19 protein-coding genes are annotated in these 21,075 nt (G+C 67.1%); 7 read left to right on the top strand and 12 right to left on the bottom strand.

Annotated elements, in window-relative coordinates; translation table 11 throughout:
* Positions 1 to 62: 62 nt before the first annotated feature.
* The 3 genes from ACSQ22_RS08290 to ACSQ22_RS08280 all read left to right on the top strand — a co-directional run bounded on the left by ACSQ22_RS08290 (position 63) and on the right by ACSQ22_RS08280 (position 2,703).
* Positions 63 to 941: an AraC family transcriptional regulator gene (locus ACSQ22_RS08290; RefSeq protein WP_436130015.1), complete on the top strand. Its 879-nt coding sequence runs from the start codon at positions 63 to 65 to the stop codon at positions 939 to 941.
* Positions 938 to 1,924 (top strand): alpha/beta hydrolase family protein, encoded by a 987-nt coding sequence (locus tag ACSQ22_RS08285; RefSeq protein WP_436130014.1) that lies wholly within the window; start codon positions 938 to 940, stop codon positions 1,922 to 1,924. The genes ACSQ22_RS08290 and ACSQ22_RS08285 overlap by 4 nt, the downstream gene beginning before the upstream one ends.
* 209 nt (positions 1,925 to 2,133) lie before the next feature.
* Positions 2,134 to 2,703, top strand: a complete 570-nt coding sequence (locus tag ACSQ22_RS08280) for an AAA family ATPase (RefSeq protein WP_436130013.1) — start codon at positions 2,134 to 2,136, stop codon at positions 2,701 to 2,703.
* Between the two features lie 72 nt (positions 2,704 to 2,775).
* Here the strand turns inward: ACSQ22_RS08280 and ACSQ22_RS08275 are convergent, their stop codons facing one another.
* The 4 genes from ACSQ22_RS08275 to ACSQ22_RS08260 form a co-directional block, all read right to left on the bottom strand.
* Positions 2,776 to 4,938: a TonB-dependent receptor family protein gene (locus ACSQ22_RS08275; protein WP_436130012.1), complete on the bottom strand. Its 2,163-nt coding sequence runs from the start codon at positions 4,936 to 4,938 to the stop codon at positions 2,776 to 2,778.
* 159 nt (positions 4,939 to 5,097) lie between these two features.
* Positions 5,098 to 6,435, bottom strand: a complete 1,338-nt coding sequence (locus tag ACSQ22_RS08270) for a PQQ-dependent sugar dehydrogenase (RefSeq protein ID WP_436130011.1) — start codon at positions 6,433 to 6,435, stop codon at positions 5,098 to 5,100.
* A 587-nt stretch (positions 6,436 to 7,022) separates the two neighbouring features.
* On the bottom strand, positions 7,023 to 7,391 hold the full coding sequence (locus tag ACSQ22_RS08265) for a hypothetical protein (protein WP_436130010.1): 369 nt from the start codon (positions 7,389 to 7,391) through the stop codon (positions 7,023 to 7,025).
* Positions 7,392 to 7,571: 180 nt separating this feature from the next.
* Entirely contained in the window at positions 7,572 to 8,570 is a 999-nt protein-coding gene (locus ACSQ22_RS08260; protein WP_436130009.1) for a DMT family transporter, read from the bottom strand.
* 132 nt (positions 8,571 to 8,702) lie between these two features.
* Here ACSQ22_RS08260 and ACSQ22_RS08255 point away from each other — a divergent pair, with 132 nt between their 5' ends.
* The gene (locus ACSQ22_RS08255) at positions 8,703 to 9,593 is read left to right on the top strand and encodes a LysR family transcriptional regulator (RefSeq protein ID WP_228894824.1); all 891 of its coding nucleotides are present in this window, start codon (positions 8,703 to 8,705) and stop codon (positions 9,591 to 9,593) included.
* Positions 9,594 to 9,898: 305 nt separating this feature from the next.
* Here ACSQ22_RS08255 and ACSQ22_RS08250 read toward each other — a convergent pair whose 3' ends face one another.
* Genes ACSQ22_RS08250 through ACSQ22_RS08240 form a run of 3 tightly spaced genes read right to left on the bottom strand, consistent with a single transcriptional unit; the run spans position 9,899 to position 11,735 of the window.
* On the bottom strand, positions 9,899 to 10,543 hold the full coding sequence (locus tag ACSQ22_RS08250) for a DsbA family protein (RefSeq protein WP_228894823.1): 645 nt from the start codon (positions 10,541 to 10,543) through the stop codon (positions 9,899 to 9,901).
* Positions 10,544 to 10,546: 3 nt separating this feature from the next.
* Entirely contained in the window at positions 10,547 to 10,819 is a 273-nt protein-coding gene (locus ACSQ22_RS08245) for a hypothetical protein (RefSeq protein WP_233559301.1), read from the bottom strand.
* Between the two features lie 49 nt (positions 10,820 to 10,868).
* The gene (locus ACSQ22_RS08240; protein WP_436130008.1) at positions 10,869 to 11,735 is read right to left on the bottom strand and encodes an MBL fold metallo-hydrolase; all 867 of its coding nucleotides are present in this window, start codon (positions 11,733 to 11,735) and stop codon (positions 10,869 to 10,871) included.
* Between the two features lie 123 nt (positions 11,736 to 11,858).
* Here ACSQ22_RS08240 and ACSQ22_RS08235 point away from each other — a divergent pair, with 123 nt between their 5' ends.
* Positions 11,859 to 12,752 (top strand): LysR family transcriptional regulator, encoded by an 894-nt coding sequence (locus ACSQ22_RS08235; protein WP_436130007.1) that lies wholly within the window; start codon positions 11,859 to 11,861, stop codon positions 12,750 to 12,752.
* A 240-nt stretch (positions 12,753 to 12,992) separates the two neighbouring features.
* Here the strand turns inward: ACSQ22_RS08235 and ACSQ22_RS08230 are convergent, their stop codons facing one another.
* From ACSQ22_RS08230 to ACSQ22_RS08215, 4 genes are all read right to left on the bottom strand, one after another.
* On the bottom strand, positions 12,993 to 15,113 hold the full coding sequence (locus ACSQ22_RS08230) for an alpha/beta hydrolase domain-containing protein (RefSeq protein ID WP_436130006.1): 2,121 nt from the start codon (positions 15,111 to 15,113) through the stop codon (positions 12,993 to 12,995).
* A gap of 164 nt (positions 15,114 to 15,277) precedes the next feature.
* The gene (locus tag ACSQ22_RS08225; RefSeq protein WP_436130005.1) at positions 15,278 to 16,270 is read right to left on the bottom strand and encodes a Bug family tripartite tricarboxylate transporter substrate binding protein; all 993 of its coding nucleotides are present in this window, start codon (positions 16,268 to 16,270) and stop codon (positions 15,278 to 15,280) included.
* 45 nt (positions 16,271 to 16,315) lie between these two features.
* Positions 16,316 to 16,678: an AtuA-related protein gene (locus tag ACSQ22_RS08220; RefSeq protein ID WP_228894813.1), complete on the bottom strand. Its 363-nt coding sequence runs from the start codon at positions 16,676 to 16,678 to the stop codon at positions 16,316 to 16,318.
* A 176-nt stretch (positions 16,679 to 16,854) separates the two neighbouring features.
* On the bottom strand, positions 16,855 to 18,219 hold the full coding sequence (locus tag ACSQ22_RS08215; RefSeq protein WP_436130004.1) for an acyclic terpene utilization AtuA family protein: 1,365 nt from the start codon (positions 18,217 to 18,219) through the stop codon (positions 16,855 to 16,857).
* 106 nt (positions 18,220 to 18,325) lie between these two features.
* Between ACSQ22_RS08215 and ACSQ22_RS08210 the strand changes: the two genes are divergently transcribed.
* Positions 18,326 to 19,219 (top strand): LysR family transcriptional regulator, encoded by an 894-nt coding sequence (locus tag ACSQ22_RS08210; protein WP_436130003.1) that lies wholly within the window; start codon positions 18,326 to 18,328, stop codon positions 19,217 to 19,219.
* Positions 19,220 to 19,301: 82 nt separating this feature from the next.
* Here ACSQ22_RS08210 and ACSQ22_RS08205 read toward each other — a convergent pair whose 3' ends face one another.
* The gene (locus tag ACSQ22_RS08205) at positions 19,302 to 19,835 is read right to left on the bottom strand and encodes a 2'-5' RNA ligase family protein (protein WP_436130002.1); all 534 of its coding nucleotides are present in this window, start codon (positions 19,833 to 19,835) and stop codon (positions 19,302 to 19,304) included.
* 197 nt (positions 19,836 to 20,032) lie between these two features.
* On the opposite strand from ACSQ22_RS08205, the gene ACSQ22_RS08200 reads away from it, so the two are divergent.
* A complete protein-coding gene (locus tag ACSQ22_RS08200) occupies positions 20,033 to 21,025 on the top strand; it encodes an NAD(P)-dependent alcohol dehydrogenase (protein WP_436130001.1) in 993 nt (330 codons plus the stop codon).
* The last annotated feature ends 50 nt before the right edge of the window (positions 21,026 to 21,075 follow it).

The raw sequence follows: 21,075 nt of genomic DNA, 5'->3' as shown, positions 1-21,075 counted from the left end.
AAGCCACAAAGTAGCAAGATCGGCTAAGTACCGGCGCGCAAGCTGCGGCACACTCTGCGGCCATGAGCCTGGACCAGAGCACCGATCAGCACTACCGCGACCGCGTGGCCCGCGTGGTCGCCCACATCGTGGCGCACCCGCTGGCAGCGCATCGGCTGGAGGACCTTGCCGCCATTGCCCACTTCTCCCCTTTCCACTTCCACCGCGTCTACAGCAGCATTGCGGGCGAAACCGTGGCCGCCACGGTGCGCCGCGTGCGCCTGGCCCTGGCCACGCGGCTGCTGGAGCAAGGCGGGCAGAGCATCACGCAGGTGGCGCTGGAGGTGGGCTACGACAGCCCGCAGGCCTTCACCCGTGCGTTCAGCCAGTTCACCGGGCAGTCGCCACGGGCGTTCCAGCGGGACATGCACCGCCTCATCCTTGATTCAGGCGCCGCAAACGAGCACGCAAACGCGCATACAAAGGCCGAGCAAACGCTGGCCGTGCAGATCGTCGAGCGCCCGGCACAGCGCCTGCATGCGCTGCGCCACCAGGGGCCGCCATCCACCATCCCCCACACGCAGCGGCGGCTGTACCTGCAGTGCGGGCAGCGCGCTGTCCACCGGCTGGGCGCATCGTGCGGAGACCCGCAGGACGTGGAGGGCGGCAGCTTTCGCTACTACGCGGCCGTGGTGCTCCCCGACGCGCCCTCAGCGGCAGACAACGGGCTGGAACGGCTGGACATCCCCCCAGGCCTGTACGCACGCCACACGCTCACCGGCCCCTATACGCGCATCAACGCGGCACTGGCGGCCATCCACACACGCTGGCTCCCGGCCAGCGGCTACGAGCCGGACGACCGCCCCACGCTGGAGCACTACCTCAACTCGCCCCGCAACGCCGCGCAGGCGGACCTGCGCACCGACCTGCTGATTCCCATCCGCCCCACCCCATCCCTATGACCCGTTTTCGCTGGCTCTTTCGTTCCCTTCTGCCCGCAGCGCTCTGCTGCGCCACCACCCTGGCCCACGCTGCGGGGTTTGCCTTTATCGAGGTGCCCGCAGACAAGGACGGGCCCGCGCTGCGCGGCGCCGTGTGGTCGCCCTGCAGCACGCCGCCGGGCCGCATCGACCTGGCGCCCCTGGTGCTGCAAGGCACGCGGGACTGCCCCCTCACCGGCCAAGGCCTGCCATTGATCGTCATGTCGCACGGCACGGGCGGCTCGGCCCTGGGGCACCATGACACGGCGGCCACGCTGGCCGACGCAGGTTATGTGGTGGCCGCCATCAGCCACCCGGGCGACAACTTTCAGGACTTGAGCCGCCAGGGCCACCTGTCGGCCTTTGCCACGCGGCCCGTGGACATGAAGCGGCTGACGGATTACATGCTGGGCGCCTGGCCCCAGCGCGCGCAGCTGGACGCGGGCAAGGTCGGTTTCTTTGGCTTTTCACGCGGTGGCTACACGGGCCTGGTGGCCATCGGCGCCGTGCCGGACTGGACGTCACGGCAAGACCTGTGCTCGCCGCTATCCACCCGGCCCTTGTGCGGCGAGATCCGGCGCAAAGAAATCCCCGCCACTCCTGCGCCGGACCCGCGCATTCGGGCTGCAGTCATCGTCGACCCCTTGAGCGTCTTCGATGCCAAGGGCCTGGGGCACGTCAAAACCCCCATCCAGTTGTGGGCCTCGGCGCTGGGTGGTGATGGCGTCACGCTGCAAAGCGTGGAGGCGGTGCGCCAGGGTCTGCCCAGTGCGCCCGACTGGCAGCTGGCGGCCAACGCCGGGCACTTCGCCTTTCTGGCGCCCTGCTCACCCGCGCTGGCCGAGGCAGTGCCCGGCATCTGCCGCGATGCAGCAGGGTTTGACCGGGTGGCTTTTCACCAGACTTTCAATGCCCAGGTGCTGGCGTTCTTTCAGCGGCACCTCGCGGCAGGCAAAGCGCCCTGAGCGCAGTTCGGCATTCGTCGCGCCCACGCTGCCCGTGAGTTGACGCAGCCAGCGTCTGCCACCTACACTGCCAACCTCGCATCCGGTCCTTGGGATCGGAGCGAACCGCAAAGCCCTCCACCACCGTTGAGGGCTTTTTTTCGTCCGCCCTATGGAAAGCTCTCCCTGCTTGCAGAGAGGGCTTTTTGCATTTCTGGAGCCCTTATCTCATGCAAACCGCTTCGACCCACACCACCCCCGCAGCCGTTGCAGGCACCGCCCCACGAATCCACCTGGTCATCGGCCCGGTGGGAGCGGGCAAGTCCACCTTTGTGCGCCACCTGGTGCAGCAGCACCGCGCCGTGCCGCTGAACCTGGACGACTGGATGGCCACGCTGTTCTCGCCCGACCGGCCCGACACGGCTGACATGGCCGATGTGATGGCCTGGTATGTGCCGCGCACGCTGCGCTGCCTGGCGCAAATCTGGAAGACCGCTGAGGCCGTGCTGGATGCGGGCCACGATGTGGTGCTGGAGGTGGGCCTGATCCAGCAGCACCAGCGCGACGCCTTCTATGCCCGCATGGGGCCGTGGGCCGACGCCATGGTGGTGTATGTGCTCGATGCTCAACGCGAGGTGCGCCGCGAGCGTGTGTTGCGGCGCAATGCCGAACAGGGAGAGACGTTTTCGATGGTGGTGCCGCCGCACATCTTTGAGCTGGCCAGCGACCTGTGGCAACCGCCCGGCGATGTGGAGTGCGCGGAACGCACCGTGGTGTTTGTGCCGTTGGCGGAGCGGTAGGCCGTGGTTGCAGCTGCCTGCACGCAGGCCCTTCCGTGACGATGGAAGGGCCCCGGGGCCAGACCACCTCGACTACATGAACTGCGCGCGCAGCCCCACCATGAGGCGCCTGCCCGCGGCGGGCTCGAAGTAGCGGCCATTGGCGTCGTTCACGATGAGGGTGGCCGCGTGGTGGCGGTTGAACACGTTGTCGAGCCGGGCCCAGAGCTGCCAGCGCGCCGTGCCTGCACCTGCACCTGCTTGTTGGCCGCCCCAGCCGTAGGCCGCGTGCAAGCCCAGCACGACAAAGCCTGCGGCCCGCTCGCTGTTGACATCGTTGGCAAACACCGGCCCCGACACGTTCGCCGTGGCACCCAGTTGCCAGCGTGTGGTGGGCGCGTAGTCGATGGCAAGTTGCGCAGCGTGCCGCGCTGTGCCCGGCAACTGGTTGCCTGCGGCGACGTTGGCGCCCCCTGCCCCGGCGTAGGCGCTGCCAAAGTGGGCATCCAGGTAGGTGTAGCTGGCGCGCGGGGCCCAGGTGCCCCACTGTGCACGCCAACCCACTTCAAGCCCCCGGCGCCGCACGTTGTCCACGTTCTGGAACACCGAGCGGCCGTTGACCGTGGCCACGGGCACGATCTCGCCCCGGCTGCGGGTGTCGAACCATGCCAGCTCCAGCTGCTGGTGGGCGCCCTGCCATTTGGCGCCCACCTCCCACTGGCGGCTGCGGGCGGCAGCCAGGCCGAAATTGGGGCCGGTGTTGCCGGTGCTGTAGGCCATCTCGGCCAGCGTGGGGGTTTCAAAGCCCTGGCCTGCATTGGCGTACAGGTTGAGCTGGTCGGTGGCAGCCCACACCAGACCCAACGCGGGGCTGGTGTGGCGCCAGTTGCGCGCGCCACTGTCGTCGGGGTTGGCGGGGGTGATGTAGCGGTCATCCACCTGCACGCGCACCTGGCTGGCGCGCAGCCCGGCGATGGCGCGCCAGCGGGGGGAGAGCCAGGCGTCTACCTGGGCATACACATCGGTGTTGGCGGCACTGTCTTGTTCGTCGCGTCGCAGCGCACCGCTGGTGCCCGCGTTGTTCACAAACCCCTGGCGGTGTTCAGACAGGCGGTTGGCCTCTGCCCCCATCGTCCACGTCAGCGGCAGGCCCGAGGGCAGGCGCACGGCCCGCGTCCAGGTGGCGGCCGCGCCCTGGTAGCTGCGGTCCAGGTCCACCACCCCGCCTGCGCTGTTGGCCGCCGCGCCGCTAAAAGACAGGTACTGCGTGAGCTGCCGCCCACCGCCATAGGCGCGCAGCCGCACGCTGTCGGTGTCACTGAGCTGGCGCTCCAGCACCAGGCCCAGCTGGCTCTGGCCCACCGACTTGCGGGTGTTGAAGGTGGTGGCCAGGGCGCCGGCCTGGCGCGCGTCGCCCTCCAGCTGCGCGCGTGTGAGGCCCAGTGGGTCTTGCGCCAAGGGCTGGTCGTACAGGTTGACCAGGGCTGTGATGCGTGTGCGGCTGTCGGGCTGGGCCTGCAGCTTGGCGTTGAGGTGCGTGCGCCGCGCGGCGCTGTGGCCGCGCCAGCCCTCGGTTTCGAAGTGCGACACCCCCAGCAGCCCGCCCAGGCGCTGGTCGCCAAAGTCCAAGGATGCGTCCACCAGCCGCTGGCCGAACGAGCCCACCGCCACCCCGGCCTGGGCGCCGCCCCCGGGCCGGGGATCGCGGGTGGTGACCTGCACCACGCCCCCTGCCGCATTGCCATACAGCTGCGCGAGCGGGCCGCGCAGCACTTCAATCTGGCTGGCCGAAGGCAGGTGCGCGGTGGCAGCCTGGCCCTGGCCGTCGGGCATGGTGGCGGGGATGCCATCCACCAGAATCCGCACACCCCGCACACCAAAAGTGGCGCGGGAGCCAAAGCCCCGCACCGCGATCTGCAGATCCTGCGCGTAGTTGCCGCGGTCTGTGGCCACCACGCCAGCCTGCCCAGCCAGCAGCAACGACAGGTTCACCAATGGCGTGGGGGCCGTGAAGGCATCCACGGCCACGCTGCTGTGGCTGGCGGCACTGTCAAACTGGCGCTGCGCCTGCGCGCTGCCGGTGACCTGCTGGGCTTCAAGTGTGGGGGGCGTGGTGGGCAGTGACTGGGCGGGATCGGCCGGAACATCTTGCGCATGGGCATGGGCGTGCGCCACCACGCACACACAACTGGCCAGGATGCGGGCAACCCTGTTAACTTGGGCGGCGTGGGGCCAATGGGTGGCTGCAAAAGACATGGGTGCCGATTCCTGGTTGCGGAATTTCTGAACGGGGCTTTACGGAGCGTCGCGTGGCGGGCACAGGGGCCAAGCCCAGCAAACCGCAGGATAGTCTGCTGTGGCCCCGTGGCGGTCATGCGAACCACCGCAGCGAAGGGCGTGGCGCCTGCATAGACGTCATTCGGACCGCACCACGCGCCAGACCACGTTGCCCACGTCGTCGGCCACCAGCAACGCTCCCTTGCCGTCCAGCGCCACGCCCACCGGGCGGCCATAGGCGTCGCCGTCCTTGCTCAAAAAGCCCATCAGAAACGGCTGGGGAGGCCCCGAGGGGCGCCCGTCGGCAAAGGGAACGAACACCACGTTGTAGCCCGTCAGCTCCTTGCGGTTCCACGAGCCGTGCTGGCCGATGAACGCGCCGCTGGCGTAGGCGCCGGGCATGCGGGCGTCGGAGAACGCCAGGCCCAGCGGCGCAACGTGTGAACCCAGGCCAAAGTCCGGCGTGATGGCCTTGGCCACCATGTCGGGGTTGGGCGGGTTGACACGGGTGTCCACATGCTGGCCCCAGTAGCTCCACGGCCAGCCGTAAAAGGCGCCGTCCTTCACCGAGGTGAGGTAGTCGGGCACCAGCTCGTTGCCCAGCTCGTCGCGTTCGTTCACCACCGTCCAGAGCACCTTGCTCTGCGGCTCCCAGCCCAGGCCGTTGGGGTTGCGCAGGCCGGTGGCAAACAGCCGCTTGCTGCCAGTCTCTACATCCACCTCCCAAATGGCGGCGCGGCCCTCTTCCGCCGCCATGCCGTTGTCTCCCACATTGCTGTTGGAGCCCACGGTGGCATACAGCTTGCGGCCATCGGGGCTGGCGATGATGTTCTTGGTCCAGTGGTGATTGGCCCCGGCGGGCAGATCGGTGACCCTGACGGGTGCCGTGTTGACCGAGGTCTGCCCGGTTTCGTAAGGCACCTTCACCACACCGTCGGCCGTGGCAATGAAGAGCTGGGTGCCCACCAACGCCATGCCAAAGGGCGAGAGCAGGTTTTGCATAAAGGCGGTGCGCACATCCGCCACGCCGTCACCGTCCGTATCGCGCAGCAGCGTGATGCGGTTGGCGCTGGGCGTACCGGCACCAGCGCGTTTCATCACCAGGCCCATGGCCAGGCCACGCAGGCCGTCGGAGTGCACGTTTTTGGCGCCCTCTGCAGGCGGCGGCTTGTTGCTTTCAGCGACCAGCACATCGCCATTGGGGAGGGTGTAGACCCAGCGCGGATGGTCCAGCCCACGCGCCAGCGCTGTGACCTTGAACCCCGCAGGGGCCTGCGGCTGGGTGCCCTGCGGCCAACCCTGTGCAGGTGCGATGTTGAAGGTGGGCACCAGGCCACTCTTTTCCGGTGCGGGCAATTGCGGGTTCGGACCCAGGCCGGGGCCAGGGGTGGCCGGCTGGGCCAGGGCCAGAGCCATGGACCCTGCAAGGGCCAACGCCAGCGACCCCTGGGTGAAGCGGTGGGAGCAGAGGTGCATTTTCATCAACGCAGTATGGGCGGCCCGATTTGCGGGCAGCTGTAGGCCAGTGCCGTCAGTTCCGCATGTGATGGGGGCGTGAGATGGCGGCGTGCGCACCGTGCACCCACATAGAGGCAGCGGGCACACAATGCCGCGTCGATTTTTGTCTTTGTAGCCTTGGATGCCCCCTGCGCCGCGCCAAGGGCATGGTGGCCAACTGGCCTAGCGCGCGGGGAAGGTTGTCGGTGCTGCCGCTGGGCCCTGTGCTGGCTTCAATGGGCTGGCGGGAGGTGCGTTTTGACCTCGGGCCGGACTTGGGTTCGGATCATCGGTCGGTGGTGGTGCAACTGACGGAATCGCCGTAGCGCACACGACCCGAATACTACTGATTTGATAGCTTGAAGCGCTTATCCATCAAGCGCTGGATACCTTTTTCGGCATAATTTCTGCGGAGGCGTTCCTCTACGGCCTGCGAGCACAACGGGCCGTTCACGCTGAGCCTTCCCAATCACCTGGTGGGCCATTGACAGGCGCAGCCCGAACGGATTTGCGCCATCTACCCCCATCCAGCACGATGTTCCCGGCGGGGGTAAGTTGTGGCGCCCTCAACAGCCGTTCGCGTGCACGGCAGTGCCTGGGTTGAGCTTCTGGCACGCTTTGACCTGGTTGGATTTGACCCGGTTATCCACCCAAATAGTGATGTGCGGATCCGTGGCCTGATGGCAGCCTTTTTCGACCTCGACCACACCACACGAGTCCAGAATCTGGCTGGCCAGGGGTGCGCCGGAACGGCGATTCTTCGCATTGTTGAGGAACGCCTCAATCTGAGTCTGGGTGTAGGGCTGCCCGGTGGCGCCGTTGTTCACATCGTTGTTGTTGGGTTGATTCCACTGAGGCTGGAATACATAGGCCGGCCTCGCAAAGGCTGTGCCGCACAGCAGCAACATGCAGACCGCAGTCATGATTTTTTTCATTGCCAAGTTCCCCTTCATGCCTACTCTGTGACGATTTTCGGCGCCCTCGGCTTCATCACGTGTTGATGAAGTGAGCGCATGGTGGCGCCACCAAAGCGGTTTGGCGATTACAGGAAATTACAGCGAAGCTACTCCCAACGTTTGGCGCATTTCACACATTGAGCGTGGGGGCGGGCCTGATCAGCGGCTTGCGGTGGTGGGGCCCGGAGTACCCACCCCCATCGAACGGGGCCGCCGAATCGTCCACAACGCCACAGCCATCAGCCCCACGCCGCCCAGTTGGATGGGGCTGAGCGTGCGGCCATACACCACCCAGTCCACCAGCACCGCCGTGAGCGGGTACACAAACTGCAGCACCGCAATGCGCCCCAACCCCAGGCGCGACATGCCGGCAAACAGCACCACATACGCCAGGCCGGTGTGCAGCACGCCCAGGCCCAGCAGCCAGCCCCACGCGGCGCCCTGCTGCGGCCAGCCCAGCACAAAGGGCGCCCACACCAGCGCCACCGCGCCCACCAGGCACTGCCACAGCGCCATGGCAAAGGGGCTGATGGTTTTCTGCGTGTTGGCGAGCAGCGTCACGCCCGCATAGCAGAGTGAGCCGCCCAGGCACATCAGTACGCCAGCCACATAGCTGCCGCCGCCGGTGCTGCTGGCCGCTGCTACACCTGCGGTGCCGTCGAGCAAGCCCGTGGTCAGCACCAGCCCGCCCAGCGCGGCCAGTGTGGCCAGCCACTGCGTGGGCGACACGGCCTCGCGCAAGAACAACGCGCCAAAAACGATGACCCAGATGGGCTGGATGTGAAAGATCACGGTGGCCACGGCAATCGATGTGCGTGGGATGGCTGCAAAGAACAGCGCCCAGTTGAGCACCATGAGTACGCCCGTAGCGCAGGCCACCCAGCGGGCGCGGCCGTGCAGAAAAAGTTGCTGTCCCCGCCCCGTGGCCAGGCACCAGGCCAGCAGCGCCAGTGCACCGAATGCGCAGCGGAACCACACCGTGACCAGAGGGTGCTGGCCCGCCTCTTCCACAAACACGCCGATGGTGCCCAGCAGCACGCCACCGGCGATGAGCAGCCACTGGCCGTCGCGCTCGCGGGTGATGGCATTGGCATTGACGGGCAGCGGTGTGGTGGCCAGGGAAGGCGATGCGACGGTGCTGGCTTTGGAGTGGTTCATGCCGCCGATGCTCACGCTTTACAGGCATCCTGTAAAACGGATAAATCGAACAGCTACCATTCGATAATCGAATTTACCAACCCACCGATAGCCCCACCACTGTCGTCACTGGTCCGACCGATAAAGGCCCCCATGAACTACCCAGACTTTCAAATCGACTGGCTGCGTGCCTTTGTGGCCGTGGTGGATGCAGGCTCGCTCTCGGGCGCGGCGCCGCTGGTGCACCGCTCACAGTCGGCCGTGAGCATGCAGATCAAGAAGCTGGAGGCCGCGCTGGGCCGCCCGGTGCTGCTGCGCGGGCCGCGCCACCTGGAGGTGACGCCAGCGGGCGCCGAACTGCTGTCGTATGCGCGCCGCGTGCTCGATTTGCAGGCTGAGGCACATGCCGCATTGTTTGGCCCCAAGCTGGCGGGCCGGGTGCGGCTAGGGGTGCCCGACGACTATGCGTCGGCCTACCTCACGCCAGTGCTGCGCAGCTTTTCGCACCGCTACCAGGGGGTGGAGATTGAGCTGACGTGCGAGCAGTCCACGTCGCTGATCCCGCGTGTGGTGAAGGGCGAACTGGACCTGGCGCTGGTCTCGCAAGACAAGCCGCAACGCGGGCGCTTCTTGTTCGACGAGCCGCTGGTGTGGGTGGGGGCCGCCCAGTTCGAGGCCTGGCGGCGCGACCCGCTGCCGATTGCGGTGTATGAATCGGCCAGCATGGCCCGGCAGGCCACCCTGGCCGCGCTGGGCACGCGGCGGCGGACCTACCGCATCGTGTACCACAGCTCCAGCCTGGCGGGCCAGCTGGCTGCTGTGGAGAGCGGTTTGGCGGTGGCGGTGCTCACGCGGTGCAGCGCCCCGGCCCATTTGCAAATCCTGCAGAACCTGCCGGCGGAGTTTGACCTGCCGCCGCTGGCTTCGATGAACGTGGCGGTGCTGCGCAGCAAGGTGTCGCTGCGCTCACCGGCCGTGGATGCGATGTATGAGCAGATGGTGCGGACCTTGGGCCGACGGGGCGAACTCCTGCCCAAGGCCTGAGAACCTGTTCAAAATCTTTTCGGGGATTGCATTGGAGTGCAATCGGGAGGAGTGGATGCTTCGGATGCACCGCATGGGCTCATGCCCATGCAAGCAGCCTGGGCGCCAAAGCACAGAATTCATCGGCCCGATTTCACTCCAACCCATCGGGCAAGTGCCTTGCCGGGCGGTCTGCGGCGTTGCAGCGCTTGTGGATAGCCGGGCTATCCACTGCGCACCGCGCCTTGCATCCCATCCCGGCAAGGACCTTGTGCGACCCCGAAAAGCTCTTGAACAGGTTCTGAGCCCTCCTTGCGTTCAGGGCCTCAGGCCGCCAGGATGTGCTCTACCAGTTTCTCGCGCGGCCCCAGCAGCGCATCGCCTCCGATCAACCGCAGCGCCCCCCCCTGCCCCGCCACCACCAATTGCGGCACACCCCGGGCACCCACGGCACGCAGCATGGCCTGGGCGCGGGCTACGCGCTCGGCCACCACGCTGTGCAGTGCGGCGTCGGGTGCCAGCGTCAATGCGGCGGCATCGGCCAGGCCTAAAGCCCGCAACAGGTCTGCCAGCACCTCGGGTTCTGCGGTGTCGCGGCCTTCCACATAGCGTGCGTGCTGCAGCGCGTGCAAGGCTTCCAGTTCATGCGCAGGCGCGGTCTGCGCCACGGCAGTCAGCGCGAGGGTGGCAGGGCCTGAATCAAAGCGACCGGATACAGCACCCAGAATTTGATCGCGGTAGGCCTGCGTGAAGGGCTGGCCTGTGAGCTGCTGGATGCGCTGGTCGTTGGACCAGGCATAGGCGGCAAACTGCGCGTCCATGGGCCGCGCGCCTGCGCCCGCAAACAGGCCGGAGGGGGCCAGCACCACCTCGACACCCTTCTGCGCTTGCAGGAACTTGAGCGCGGGCGCGGCGGCATAGCACCAGCCGCACAAGGGGTCAAACAAGTAGGTCACGGTGACGTTGGGCATGGGTTAGGTTCTTTCTTGAGGGTCTGATGTTTCGGACGCAATCAGTGCGGCTTCAAAAGCCGCAATCTCTTCGGCCAGCGTGCCCCGGCTGCGGAAATGGCGGGCGGCGCGGTCGTACCAGTTTTCGGCGTCTTCCAGGTCGCCCTCTTGCAGGTGCAGGATGCCGTGCAGCCACGCGCCGAGCATGGAGCCGTCGTGTTGCACCAGATCGTGCGCCGCATTCCAGCGCCCGGCGTGCAGGTGCTGCAGGACTTGTTGGAGCGGGTGCGTAGTCACGATCTGGTTCCTTTCAACAACTTGCTTTGACAGCTTTCAGCACGTCATCTCACCACTTCATCTCGCCCTTGTTGACCTTGGCGCCGATGTCCAGCGACAGGCCCATGGGCGCTGCGGGGTAGGCCTTTTTCATCGCGTCGATGAGTTCGGCACTCGTCTTGGTGGAGGCGGCGTTCTTTTCAAACGCTTGCAGGTAGCCCTTGGTGTAGCTGATGTTGGCAGCGTCCAGCGTGCCACCCGCGGGCATGTGGCCGGGCACCACCACGGTGGGCTGCAGGGCGGCCATTTCGTCGAGCTGGGCCACCCAGGCGCTGCGCTCGGCCACCGTTTGCGTGTCGGCCGTCCACACATGGGTGTTGGTGCCAAACACGCCGATGGTGCCCACCACGGCCTTGATGGATGGAATCCACGCATACGGGCGGTGCGCCAACAGGCCGGTGGTGCCACGGATCTCGACCGCCTGGCCGTCCACGCTCAGCGTGTTGCCAGCAATCGCCTTGGGCAGCACGGGCGTGCGCGGTGCGTTGGCGCCCATCTTGGGGCCCCAGAAGGCGAGCTTGCCAGCCAGCTTGGCGTTGATCTTCTCCAGCACGGCGGGCGTCGTCACCACGTCGGCCTTGGGGAAGATTTCTTTCAGCGTCTCGACGCCAAAGTAGTAGTCGGGGTCGGCCTGGCTCACGTAGATGGTCTTCAGCTCTTTGCCCGTGTCGAGCACGTTGGCAGCAATGCGCAGCGCGTCGGCACGGGTAAAGCCTGCGTCGATGACCATGACCTCTTTCTCGCCATAGACCAGCGTGGAGTTGACGTTGAAGCTGTTGCCGTCGGCGTTGTAGACCTTGACCTGCAGCGGCTGGGCGGCCTGGGCGCCGGTGAAGGCAATGGCGAGGGTGGCGGCAATGAGGGTGGTGCGGAACATGGTGGTTTCTCCAGGGTTTTGAGAGGTTTGCAGATGACGGAATGAAGTTTATTTGCGTCAATCGATCCAATAAACCCGATAATTCGCGCATATTTGTTTCACCAATCGATCAAATAACCCCTTATGGACCGCCTGACCGCCATGCATGTGTTTGCCGAAGTCGCCACCAGCGGCAGCTTCAGCGCCACGGCCGACAAACTGGAGATGTCGCGGGCCATGGTCACGCGCTACGTGGGCGAGATGGAGCATTGGCTGCAGGCGCGGCTGCTGCAGCGCACCACCCGCAGCGTGACGCTGACCGACGCGGGCGAACACGCGCTGCGCCGCTGCCAGCAGATGCTGGCGCTGTCGCAAGACCTGGAAGAAGAAACCGCCACCACCACCGAGGGCGCATTGCGCGGCCAGCTGCGGCTGACCTGCAGCGTGTCGTTTGCGTTTGCGCAGATGGGTGCGGCGATTGCGGACTTTCTGGCGCAACACCCGCAGCTCAAGATCGACCTGGACGCGAGCGAAGGATCACTGAACCTGGTGGAAAAGCGCATCGACCTGGCCATCCGCATCAGCGCCGAGCCCGACTCGCTGCTCATCGGCCGGCCGCTGGCGCGGTGCGATTCGGCCCTGGTGGCATCCCCCGCCTACTTGGCCGCCCACGGCGTGCCGCAGCAACCTGCCGACCTGGCGCAGCACCGGTGCCTGAGCTACGCCAACTTTGGCAAAAGCGTGTGGCAGCTGACGCGCGGCGAGGCGGTGGAGCGTGTGGGCGTGAGCGGCCATTTCAGCGCCAACGAGGCCACGACGCTGATGCGCGCAGCGCTGGCGGGCGGCGGCATTGCGATGCAGCCGACATATCTAGTCAACCCGTATTTGCCCAGCGGCGCGCTGCAGGCCGTGCTGCCAGGGTGGGACTTGCCGGTGATGACGATTTATGCGCTGTACCCGTCACGCAGGCACTTGTCGCCTGCAGTGCGGGCGCTGCTGGATTTTTTGGTGGAGCGGTTTGCGGGGGTGCCGTGGTGAGGGGCGGTCGCCTCAGCTGAAGGACTACTAATTTGATAGCTACTAGCGCTTATCCATCAGGCGGTGGAGGTCAATTTGTCTTGATTTTTCACAGGCCTTTAAAGCGCTGGCACGCCCTCTCCCCCGGTGGGAGAGGGTTGGGGAGAGGGGGGAGGATGGAGCGCGGCGCCCCGAAGAAGTGCCCCCTCTCCCCCGCCCTCTCCCGCGGGGGGGAGGGAGTGGAAACGAGCCCCCCGCCGCTCAGGGCAACACCGCAGCGGCTTTGGCGCGCGCAATCTGCAGGTCCGCATCGCGCGGCAGCAGCAGGCGCTGTGCCACCAGGTCATTGGCGGCCTGCGTCACCGCAGCGACGTAGCCCTCCTGCGTGCCATACAGTTCCTCCAGCGACGGCCGTGCATCGCCCGCCGCCAGCCGCGCGGCGCGCGTCTTCTGGAAGGGGATGAAGCTGCCCGTGAGGTTGGCCAGGTCGGTGATGCCGGGTGTGGCCACGTAGTTGAACTCGATGCTGGTGCCCAGCGGCGCGCGCGCCTCCACGCTGCGAATGCCGGCGCGGGTGAGGCCCGTGGATGCATCGACCTGCGGGACGAGGATGGCGTAGTCGCGGCCCAGGTTGCGCGGAGGCAGCACGGTGGCAATGCCGGCCTCGTCCTGCGGGATGTACTGCGGGCCAAAGTCGAACAGCGGGAAGTTGTTGTACAGGCCCCGGTAGCTGAAGTCCGGGATCGCCGTCTGCACGCCGCCCACCGCCCAGGTCAGCCCCTTCATGGCCGGGAAGGCCAATGCCTCGGGCCGCACCAGCGTGCCGTCGGCCAGCTTGGGCACCTGGCTGGCGGGCGGTTGCGTGCCGCGCACCACCCAGTCTTCGAGGTTGAGGAACAGCGCGCGGAAGGTGTCGTTGAACTGCACCACCGTGCCCGTGGGGTACGTGGCGCGCGTGGGTGCATAGGCAATGCTGGCCGTGCCCCCTGCCCCGCCGTGCTGGGTGCTGGAGTAGTAGTAGATGCGGGCGTTGTCGGGCTGCGCCAGGTCTTTGGTGCCATGGGCGTCGGTCAGCACGGGCGAGCCCTGCAGCTGCCAGAACTCGGTGCCCGACAGGCCCAGGAAGAACTTGGGACAGGTGCTGGTGGCAGCGCAGCGCTTCATCACGCCACCCTGGCGGCCGCTGATGTCGTCCTGGTAGTCCTTGTCCAGCCCGCGCGGTGCCGTCTGGCCGAAGGCGGTGTGGTCGGTACGCAGGCCACCGCCGCCACCGGGCACGGCAAAGCGGGTGTTGATGTTGGTCTGGCGCGCCGCCACGTGGGCGTACATGCCGTCGAACACCTTGCCACCGTCCAGCGCCTGGTTGAAGCCCAGATGCAGAAAGGTCTTCATGGCGTTGCCCGACTGCGAGGTGCCCTGCCCCAGCGTGTGTGTGATGCGGCCTGCGAGCGGGTTGGGGGTGCCGGTGGAATCGGCCGCCTTGCTGCGGAAGAAGCTCACGGTGTCGCGCAGCGCAGCCAGGCCCACGCCCATGATCTTGGGGTCTTTGGCGACATAGACCAGCTCGTACAGATAGGCCGGGTCAAACCCGCCCTTCAGGCACACGCTGGTGGGGCTGGGCGTGCCCGGGAAGGCGTTGGTGCCCGTGTCGCAGGTGGCGAACTTCCAGTCACTTGCGGGCACAGGCACGCGCGCATCCGTCTCGTTGGCACGGCGGGTGAGCGAGTAGCCGGGCTGGGTATTGTCCAGGCTGGCGGGTTCGTACGGAATCATGGTGCCGTTGAACACGCCGCCGGGCAATGTCATCGCGGGGCTGGCGGCCGTGGGCACCAGCTCGGCGCGGTAGGGGCCGGTGATGCTGCTGCCGTCCTTGTTCTTGGCCACAGGCACCCTCACCGTCAGGCGCGCGGCGGTGCTCTTGGGCACATCGCCCTGCCAGGCCGAATACAGCATCACATAGCCGCGCTCCAGGTACACCGCATCGCTGGGCGTGGCCGTGGGGTTGAGCATCGTGAGGATGTTGCCTCGGTTGGGTGCGTCGTAGCGCAGCACGCCGCTGGCCTTGGCCATGTTCTTGGGCTTGAGCATGACGAAGTCGGCACGGTACTCGACCATGCCGTTGGCGTTGGTGGGCGCCAGGGCCAGATCCTGGATGACGGCGTTCTTGGGGTCCTTGGGGTCGACCTCGCCGCTGATGGTGCCGGTCACGCGCTCGTATTCACCCACGTCGCCATAGGTGCCCGGAAAGGCCTCGGTGGCGGTGATGGCCAGCTTGAGGGATGGACCCTTGGGCGCGTCGCTGCTGCTGCCCCCGCAGGCAGCGATGACTGCAGCGGCGGCAGCTGTCAGCGCGAGTTTTCCGAATGCATGAATGGGTCTCATGTTGTCTCCTTGGGGGGTTGAAATGACCGCTTGAGCGGCTCTGAGAAAAAAGCGGCAGCGTCTGTTGCGCTGCGCGCGGGCAAGGCTTCGCCCAGACCTGCGAGCAAAGGCAGGCTGAGAGAAGGAAAAAAGGAATGAAACGGCCCGGTGGGTGGGCCGGTGGCTTATTCGGCCTCGATACCTGCCGCCTTGATCACCTTGCCCCACTTCTGCGTCTCTGCAGCCTGGAACTTGGCCAGTTCATCGGGCGTGGTGGTCCAGGCTTCGGAGCCCGCATTGTCAAAGAAGCTCTTGGCCGCTGCGCTCTTGGTGGCGGCGATCAGCAGCTCGTTGAGGCGCGCCACCACCGGCGCGGGCGTGCCTGCGGGCACGTAGGCCGCAAACCAGTAACCCATGTCGTAGCCCTTCACGCCCGCTTCGTCCAGCGTGGGCACATCGGGCAATTGCGCGCTGCGCTTTTGCGTGGAATAGCCCAGCGCACGCAGCTTGCCCGCCTTGACCTGCGGCACGCCGGTGGAGGTGTCGGTAATCATCAAATCGATCTGCCCGCCCAGCAGGTCGGTGATGGCCAGCGGGTTGCTCTTGTAAGGCACGTGGAGGATGTCCACGCTGGCCAGTTGCTTGAGCATCTCGCCCGCCATGCGGCTCGATGAGCTGCCGCTGCCGAAGCTGAGCTTGCCGGGGTTCTTCTTGGCAAAGGCCAGCAGCTCGCCCACGTTCTTGTAAGGCGCGCTGGCGTTGACCACCAGCACCTGCCCCCCCTTGCCCAGGCCAGTGACGGGGGCGAAGTCCTTCACCGGGTCGTAGGAGAGCTTTTTGTACAGGTGCTCGTTGGCGGCGTGTGTGGTGTTGGTGGTGATGAGCACGCTGTAACCATCGGCCGCCGACTTGGCCACGGCCGACGCGGCGATCATGCCGCTGGCGCCCGCCTTGTTGTCGATGACCATGGGCTGCTTGGTGTCGTTGGTGATGGACTGGCCCAGCGCGCGTGCCAGTTGGTCGGTGGCGCTGCCTGCGGCAAAGGGCACGACAAAGGTGATGGCCTTGGCGGGGTAGGCACCAGCAGCCTGGGCCAAAGCTGCTGGGGCATGCAGTGTTCCGAGCGCCAGTACGGCAGCAGTGGCGAGCAGAGCGCGGCGGGGGGATGAATGGGTCATGTTGTCTCCTGGTGTTGGTATGGATGAAAAAGCGAAACTGGAGGTCTAGGCCGTGGGACCGCCAAAGTGCTGCGCCAGGTGCGCGGGCACGGTGACGGGCATATCGAGCAGCAGATAGCTCAGTGCCTTGCCGTGGCTGTCGAGGTTGAGCGAGTCGTTCACGCCGCCGTCGAGCACGTCGTCCAGCACGATGTTCATGGCCTGCAGTTGCGGCAGCAGGTAGCGCGTGACCTGGCGCGGGCGGCGCTGCGCGAACTGGCGTGCCACGGCGGCCTCGGTGACCTGATCGACCAGCACATCCCACAGCGCGGGGTGCCAGGCGATGACGCTGATGTTGGAGCGGTTGCCTTTGTCGCCTGTGCGGCTGTGGGCCAGGCGGTAGAGGGGAACGGTGAGGGTCGTCGTCATGGTGTGTGTACTCCTCAGAAGCTGTGAATGAATCCGGCGTGGCCGAGCGGGCAGCACAAACGTGCGCCATCAAGGTGCAAAGCACAGCCATAGCTCGGGCTATGGCGAGTATTTGCAACGCCGAGGGCGTGCGTTTTTGCGGCACGAGCGGGCATGAGGGATTCGTTCACAGCTTCTTAGCCCACCATCTCAAAACGCACGGCCACTGCATCGCGCGGCACCAGGCACGACACCGTGCCCAGGCGCGGGCGCATGGCGGTGCGCACGCCGCCTCCGCCTGCAGGCCCGCAGGTGTAGAGCGCGGTTACCTCGCGCACCAGGCGCTGGGCGCTGGCGTGGTCGCGGTGCTGCAGGGCCACGCGCAGGCGCACATCGCGGGCTTCGTCGTTGCTGTGGGCGGATGCATCCAGCCAGCGGCTGGTGTCGTCGCCAAAGATGCTGGTCACGCCAATCAGGTCGATGCGCAGCGGGCCCAGGCCGCTCAATCGCTCGCGCAGCACCTCGCCCGCCAGCCGGGCACGAGCCTCGGCGCGCGGGCCGGCGTAGGAGATTTCGCCCTCGGCAAACCAGCCCGATTCAAAGCACACGTTGACCTTGAGCGTGTCGGGCCGCGCGTGGCCCTGCACGCCTTCCAGCCGCACCGCGTCGGCGCCCACCGTGGTCACGCGGGCGGCGGTGATGTCGGCCACCACATCAGGCGTCAGGTACGCCGCCGGGTCGTGCAGCTCGTACAGCAGTTGTTCTTTCACCGTGCGTTCGGTGATGCAGCCGCCCGTGCCCGGGGGCTTGGTGATGACGCAGTGGCCGTCGGCGTCGATCTCGGCAATCGGGTAGCCCAGCTGGGCGAGGCCCGCCACATCCTTATAGCCAGGGTCTGCAAAGTAGCCGCCTGTGACCTGTGCGCCGCATTCCAGCAGATGCCCGGCCATGGTGGCGCGCGCCAGGCGGTCCCAGTCGTCCAGCGCCCAGCCGTAGTGCGCGAGCGCCGGGCCCAGCACCAGCGATGGATCGGCCACGCGGCCGCAGACCACGATGTCAGCGCCTGCGCGCAGCGCATCGGCAACGGCCTGCGCGCCGATGTAGGCGTTGGCGCTGACGATGGGCTCGGTAGGCATCGCGCCGCCCAGCGCGCCCTGCAGCAGCGCACGGTGGTCGGGGCCGCTCAGGTCGTCGCCCTGCAGCACGGCAATGCGCGGGCGGGCCAAGCCCAGCTCGGCCGCCAGCGCGTGGATGCGGCGCGCCGCGCCGTGCGGGTTGGCCGCGCCGAAGTTGCTGACGATGCGCACACCGTGCGCCAGGCACTGCGCCAGCACGGGGCGCAGCAGGTCCACCAGCAGGGGTTCATAACCCGCATCGGGGTCGGTACGGCGTGCCAGCTGGGCCAGCGCCAGCGTGCGCTCGGCCAGCGTCTCGAAGATGAGCACCGCAGGCTGGCCGCTGGCGATGAGCGCCTGCACCACGGGCAGCGCCGCGTCGGTGCGGTCGCCCGAGAAGCCGGCGGCGCAGCCCACCAGCAGGTTGGTTTTTTGGTCGTTCGGCATCAATCCGTTGTCTCCTGACCGTGAATGTAGGAACATGGCTGTATTCTGTGAAATCGATTGTTACGATGAATCCATCTGAAAACCAGATGAATCACACCAGCCCCGCATGAGCGCCCCCCACCTCTCCAGCCGCCAGCTCGACGCCTTCCTCGCGCTGGCCGAGCAGCGCAGCTTCACGCGCGCCGCCACGTTGTGCCATTTGTCGCAGCCCGCGTTCAGCGCGCTCATCCGCGCGCTGGAGGACGACCTGGGTCTGCGGCTGTTCGACCGCAGCACGCGCCATGTGGACCTCACGCCCGAGGGGCATAACTTTCTGGAGTCGGCCCGCCGCATCCGCGCCGAAATCACCAGCGCCCTGGCCGCCGTGCGCAGTGCCGCCACACTGCAGCGCGGGCGTGTGGCGGTGGCGCTGCTGCCGTCACTGGCGGCAGGCTGGCTGCCGGTTGTGCTAGCGCAGTACCGCACGGCGCACCCGGGCATCGAGATCGACATTGCCGACGTGCTGTCCGAGCCTTGCATCGACCGCGTGGCCAGCGGCCATGCCGACTTTGCACTGGCCGCCATCCGCGCCGACACGCCCGCGCTGCAGGCCGAGCCGTTTTGCTGCGACGACTTCTACCTGGTGTGCCCGGCCGACCACCCGCTGGCCCGCCGCCGCAAGGCCATCACCGCGCAGGACCTGGCGGCCTGGCCCTTCATTCACCTGGCGCGCACCAGCAGCGTGCGGCAGTACCTGGAGGCCGCCCTGCACCCACAGGCCATGCACACGCTGATGGAGGTGGAGCAGCTCGCCACCGTGATGGGCATGGTGCGCGCGGGCCTGGGCATCAGCGTGGTGCCGGCGCTCACTCTGTTCCACTTCGAGCAGCCGGGCCTGGTCACACGGCCGTTGTCGCTGCCGGGGCTCACGCGGCAGATCTACCTGGTGCGGCGGCGGGACGAGAGCCTGTCGGTAGCGGCGCAGGCGCTGTATGCGCTGGTGATGGCGCAGCGGCCTTGAGGGGCGTAGCGATAAAACTACATATTTGATAGCTTAAAGCGCTCAATAGACGCGCGGTGAAGGCCGTTTTTGCTTCAAAAAACTATCCCATCAGATCGAACTGCCCCCGGTGTTCGAACCGCCCGTCCACCACTTGCCCCACCCACAGCGCAGCCACCTGGCCCGGCACCGACACGCCCGCCTGGTTGCGCGCGGCACACCACTGACGAGCTCGTGATGCCGAATCGAACGAGCCCACGGTGATGTGTGGGGTGTAGGGCAAATCCAGCCGCAACGCATCGGCCAGCGACCCGGTGTAGAGCGCGTCGTGCAGCAGTGACAACGCCGCATGGCCTTCGTCCGGCACCAGATAGGCATGGGCGCGCGGGCTGTGGGCGTCGGCACCCAGCATGGCATAGCGGCAGTGAAACGCGATGGGCGCGGTGCGTGCCGCCACCGCCGCCACATGGGCCAGGTAGGTGGCTTCGTCCACAGCGTTGCTGGCAAACACCAGCGTGAAGTGCGGGCGCACCAGCGCATGGCCGGTGGGGTCGTTGGCGGCGCGCCAGGTGTCGATGGCCAACATGTCCTCGGCGGCGCAGACGGGGTAGGCAACGGTGTAGAGCGTGGGGTGCACGGTGGGCCTTTGCAGCAATCAATCGGTCAATCCAGCAGGACCACAAGGGTAACGTGCAGCTGGGGCATGGCCACCACCGGCCGCCCTCCCAAGGTCGGGTTGTGTGCGCCCCACCCGGCCACCTAAGCTGCCTGCTGGCACTACCGTGCCGCTCACGCCCCTTCGATTGCGCCACCGGGCGCGCTGCCCTCCCGCCCATGCACACACTCACCCTGCCCACGTCCACCACCATGCTCGCCTGGGTCTGCACCCGCTATGGCGGCACCGATGTGCTGCGGCTGCGCACCCTGCCCCGCCCGGTGCCTGGCCCGCGCGATGTGCTGGTGCGGGTGCTGGCGGCCAGCGTGTCGTCGGCCGACATGCGCGTGCGCACCCAGAAGCTGCCGCGCGGGTTTGGCCTGCTGGGGCGGCTGGCGTTTGGCATCACGCGGCCGCGCCAGCCGGTGCTGGGCACCGATGTAGCAGGCGTGGTGGAGGCCGTGGGCCGTGCGGTGACCGGTTTTGCACCCGGCGATGCCGTGGTGGGTGTGGCGGGTGTGGCCATGGGCGGCCATGCCGAATACTGCCTGTTGCCCGGCACCCGGCCCCTGGTGCACAAGCCCGAGCGCCTGTCGTTTGTGGACGCGGCCTGCCTGCCGTTTGGTGGCTTGGCGGCACTGCACTTCTTGAACAAGGCAAACCTGCGCGCGGGCGAATCGCTGCTGGTGATTGGCGCAGCGGGCGCGGTAGGCAGCGCCATGGTGCAGTTGGCGCGGCACCGGGGCGCGCATGTCACGGCGGTGTGCAGCGGCGGCAATGTGGCGCTGGCCCGGGCGCTGGGCGCACAGGCCGTGATCGACTACACCGAAGAGGACTTCACCCAGGACCCGCAGCAGTGGGACGTGGTGGCCGACACCGTGGGGGCCAGCAGCTTTGCCGCCTGCCTGCCGCGCCTGCAGGAGCATGGTCGCTACCTGGCGGTGGCGGGCAGCCTGGCACAGGTGCTGGCCCGGCCGCGCGGCACGCGCCGCAGCATTGGCGGCCCGGCGGCCGAGCGGCCCGAAGACCTGCAGACCCTGATGGACCTGGCCCAGGCGGGCGCGCTGCGGCCGGTGCTGGACTGCGCCTACCCGTTTGCCGACCTGCCTGCGGCGCATGCGTATGTGGAGACAGGGCGCAAGCGCGGTGCGGTGGTGGTGGCGCTGCCGTGAACCCCAACGCCCAATGCCCTCCCACTATCAAATAGATAGCTAAAAGCGCT

The sequence above is a fragment of the Acidovorax sp. LjRoot38 genome, from assembly GCF_964252975.1.
Taxonomy (GTDB): domain Bacteria; phylum Pseudomonadota; class Gammaproteobacteria; order Burkholderiales; family Burkholderiaceae_C; genus Acidovorax; species Acidovorax facilis.
Note: the sequence above shows the minus strand (reverse complement) of the source record. Positions and strands in the feature narration are given on the sequence as shown.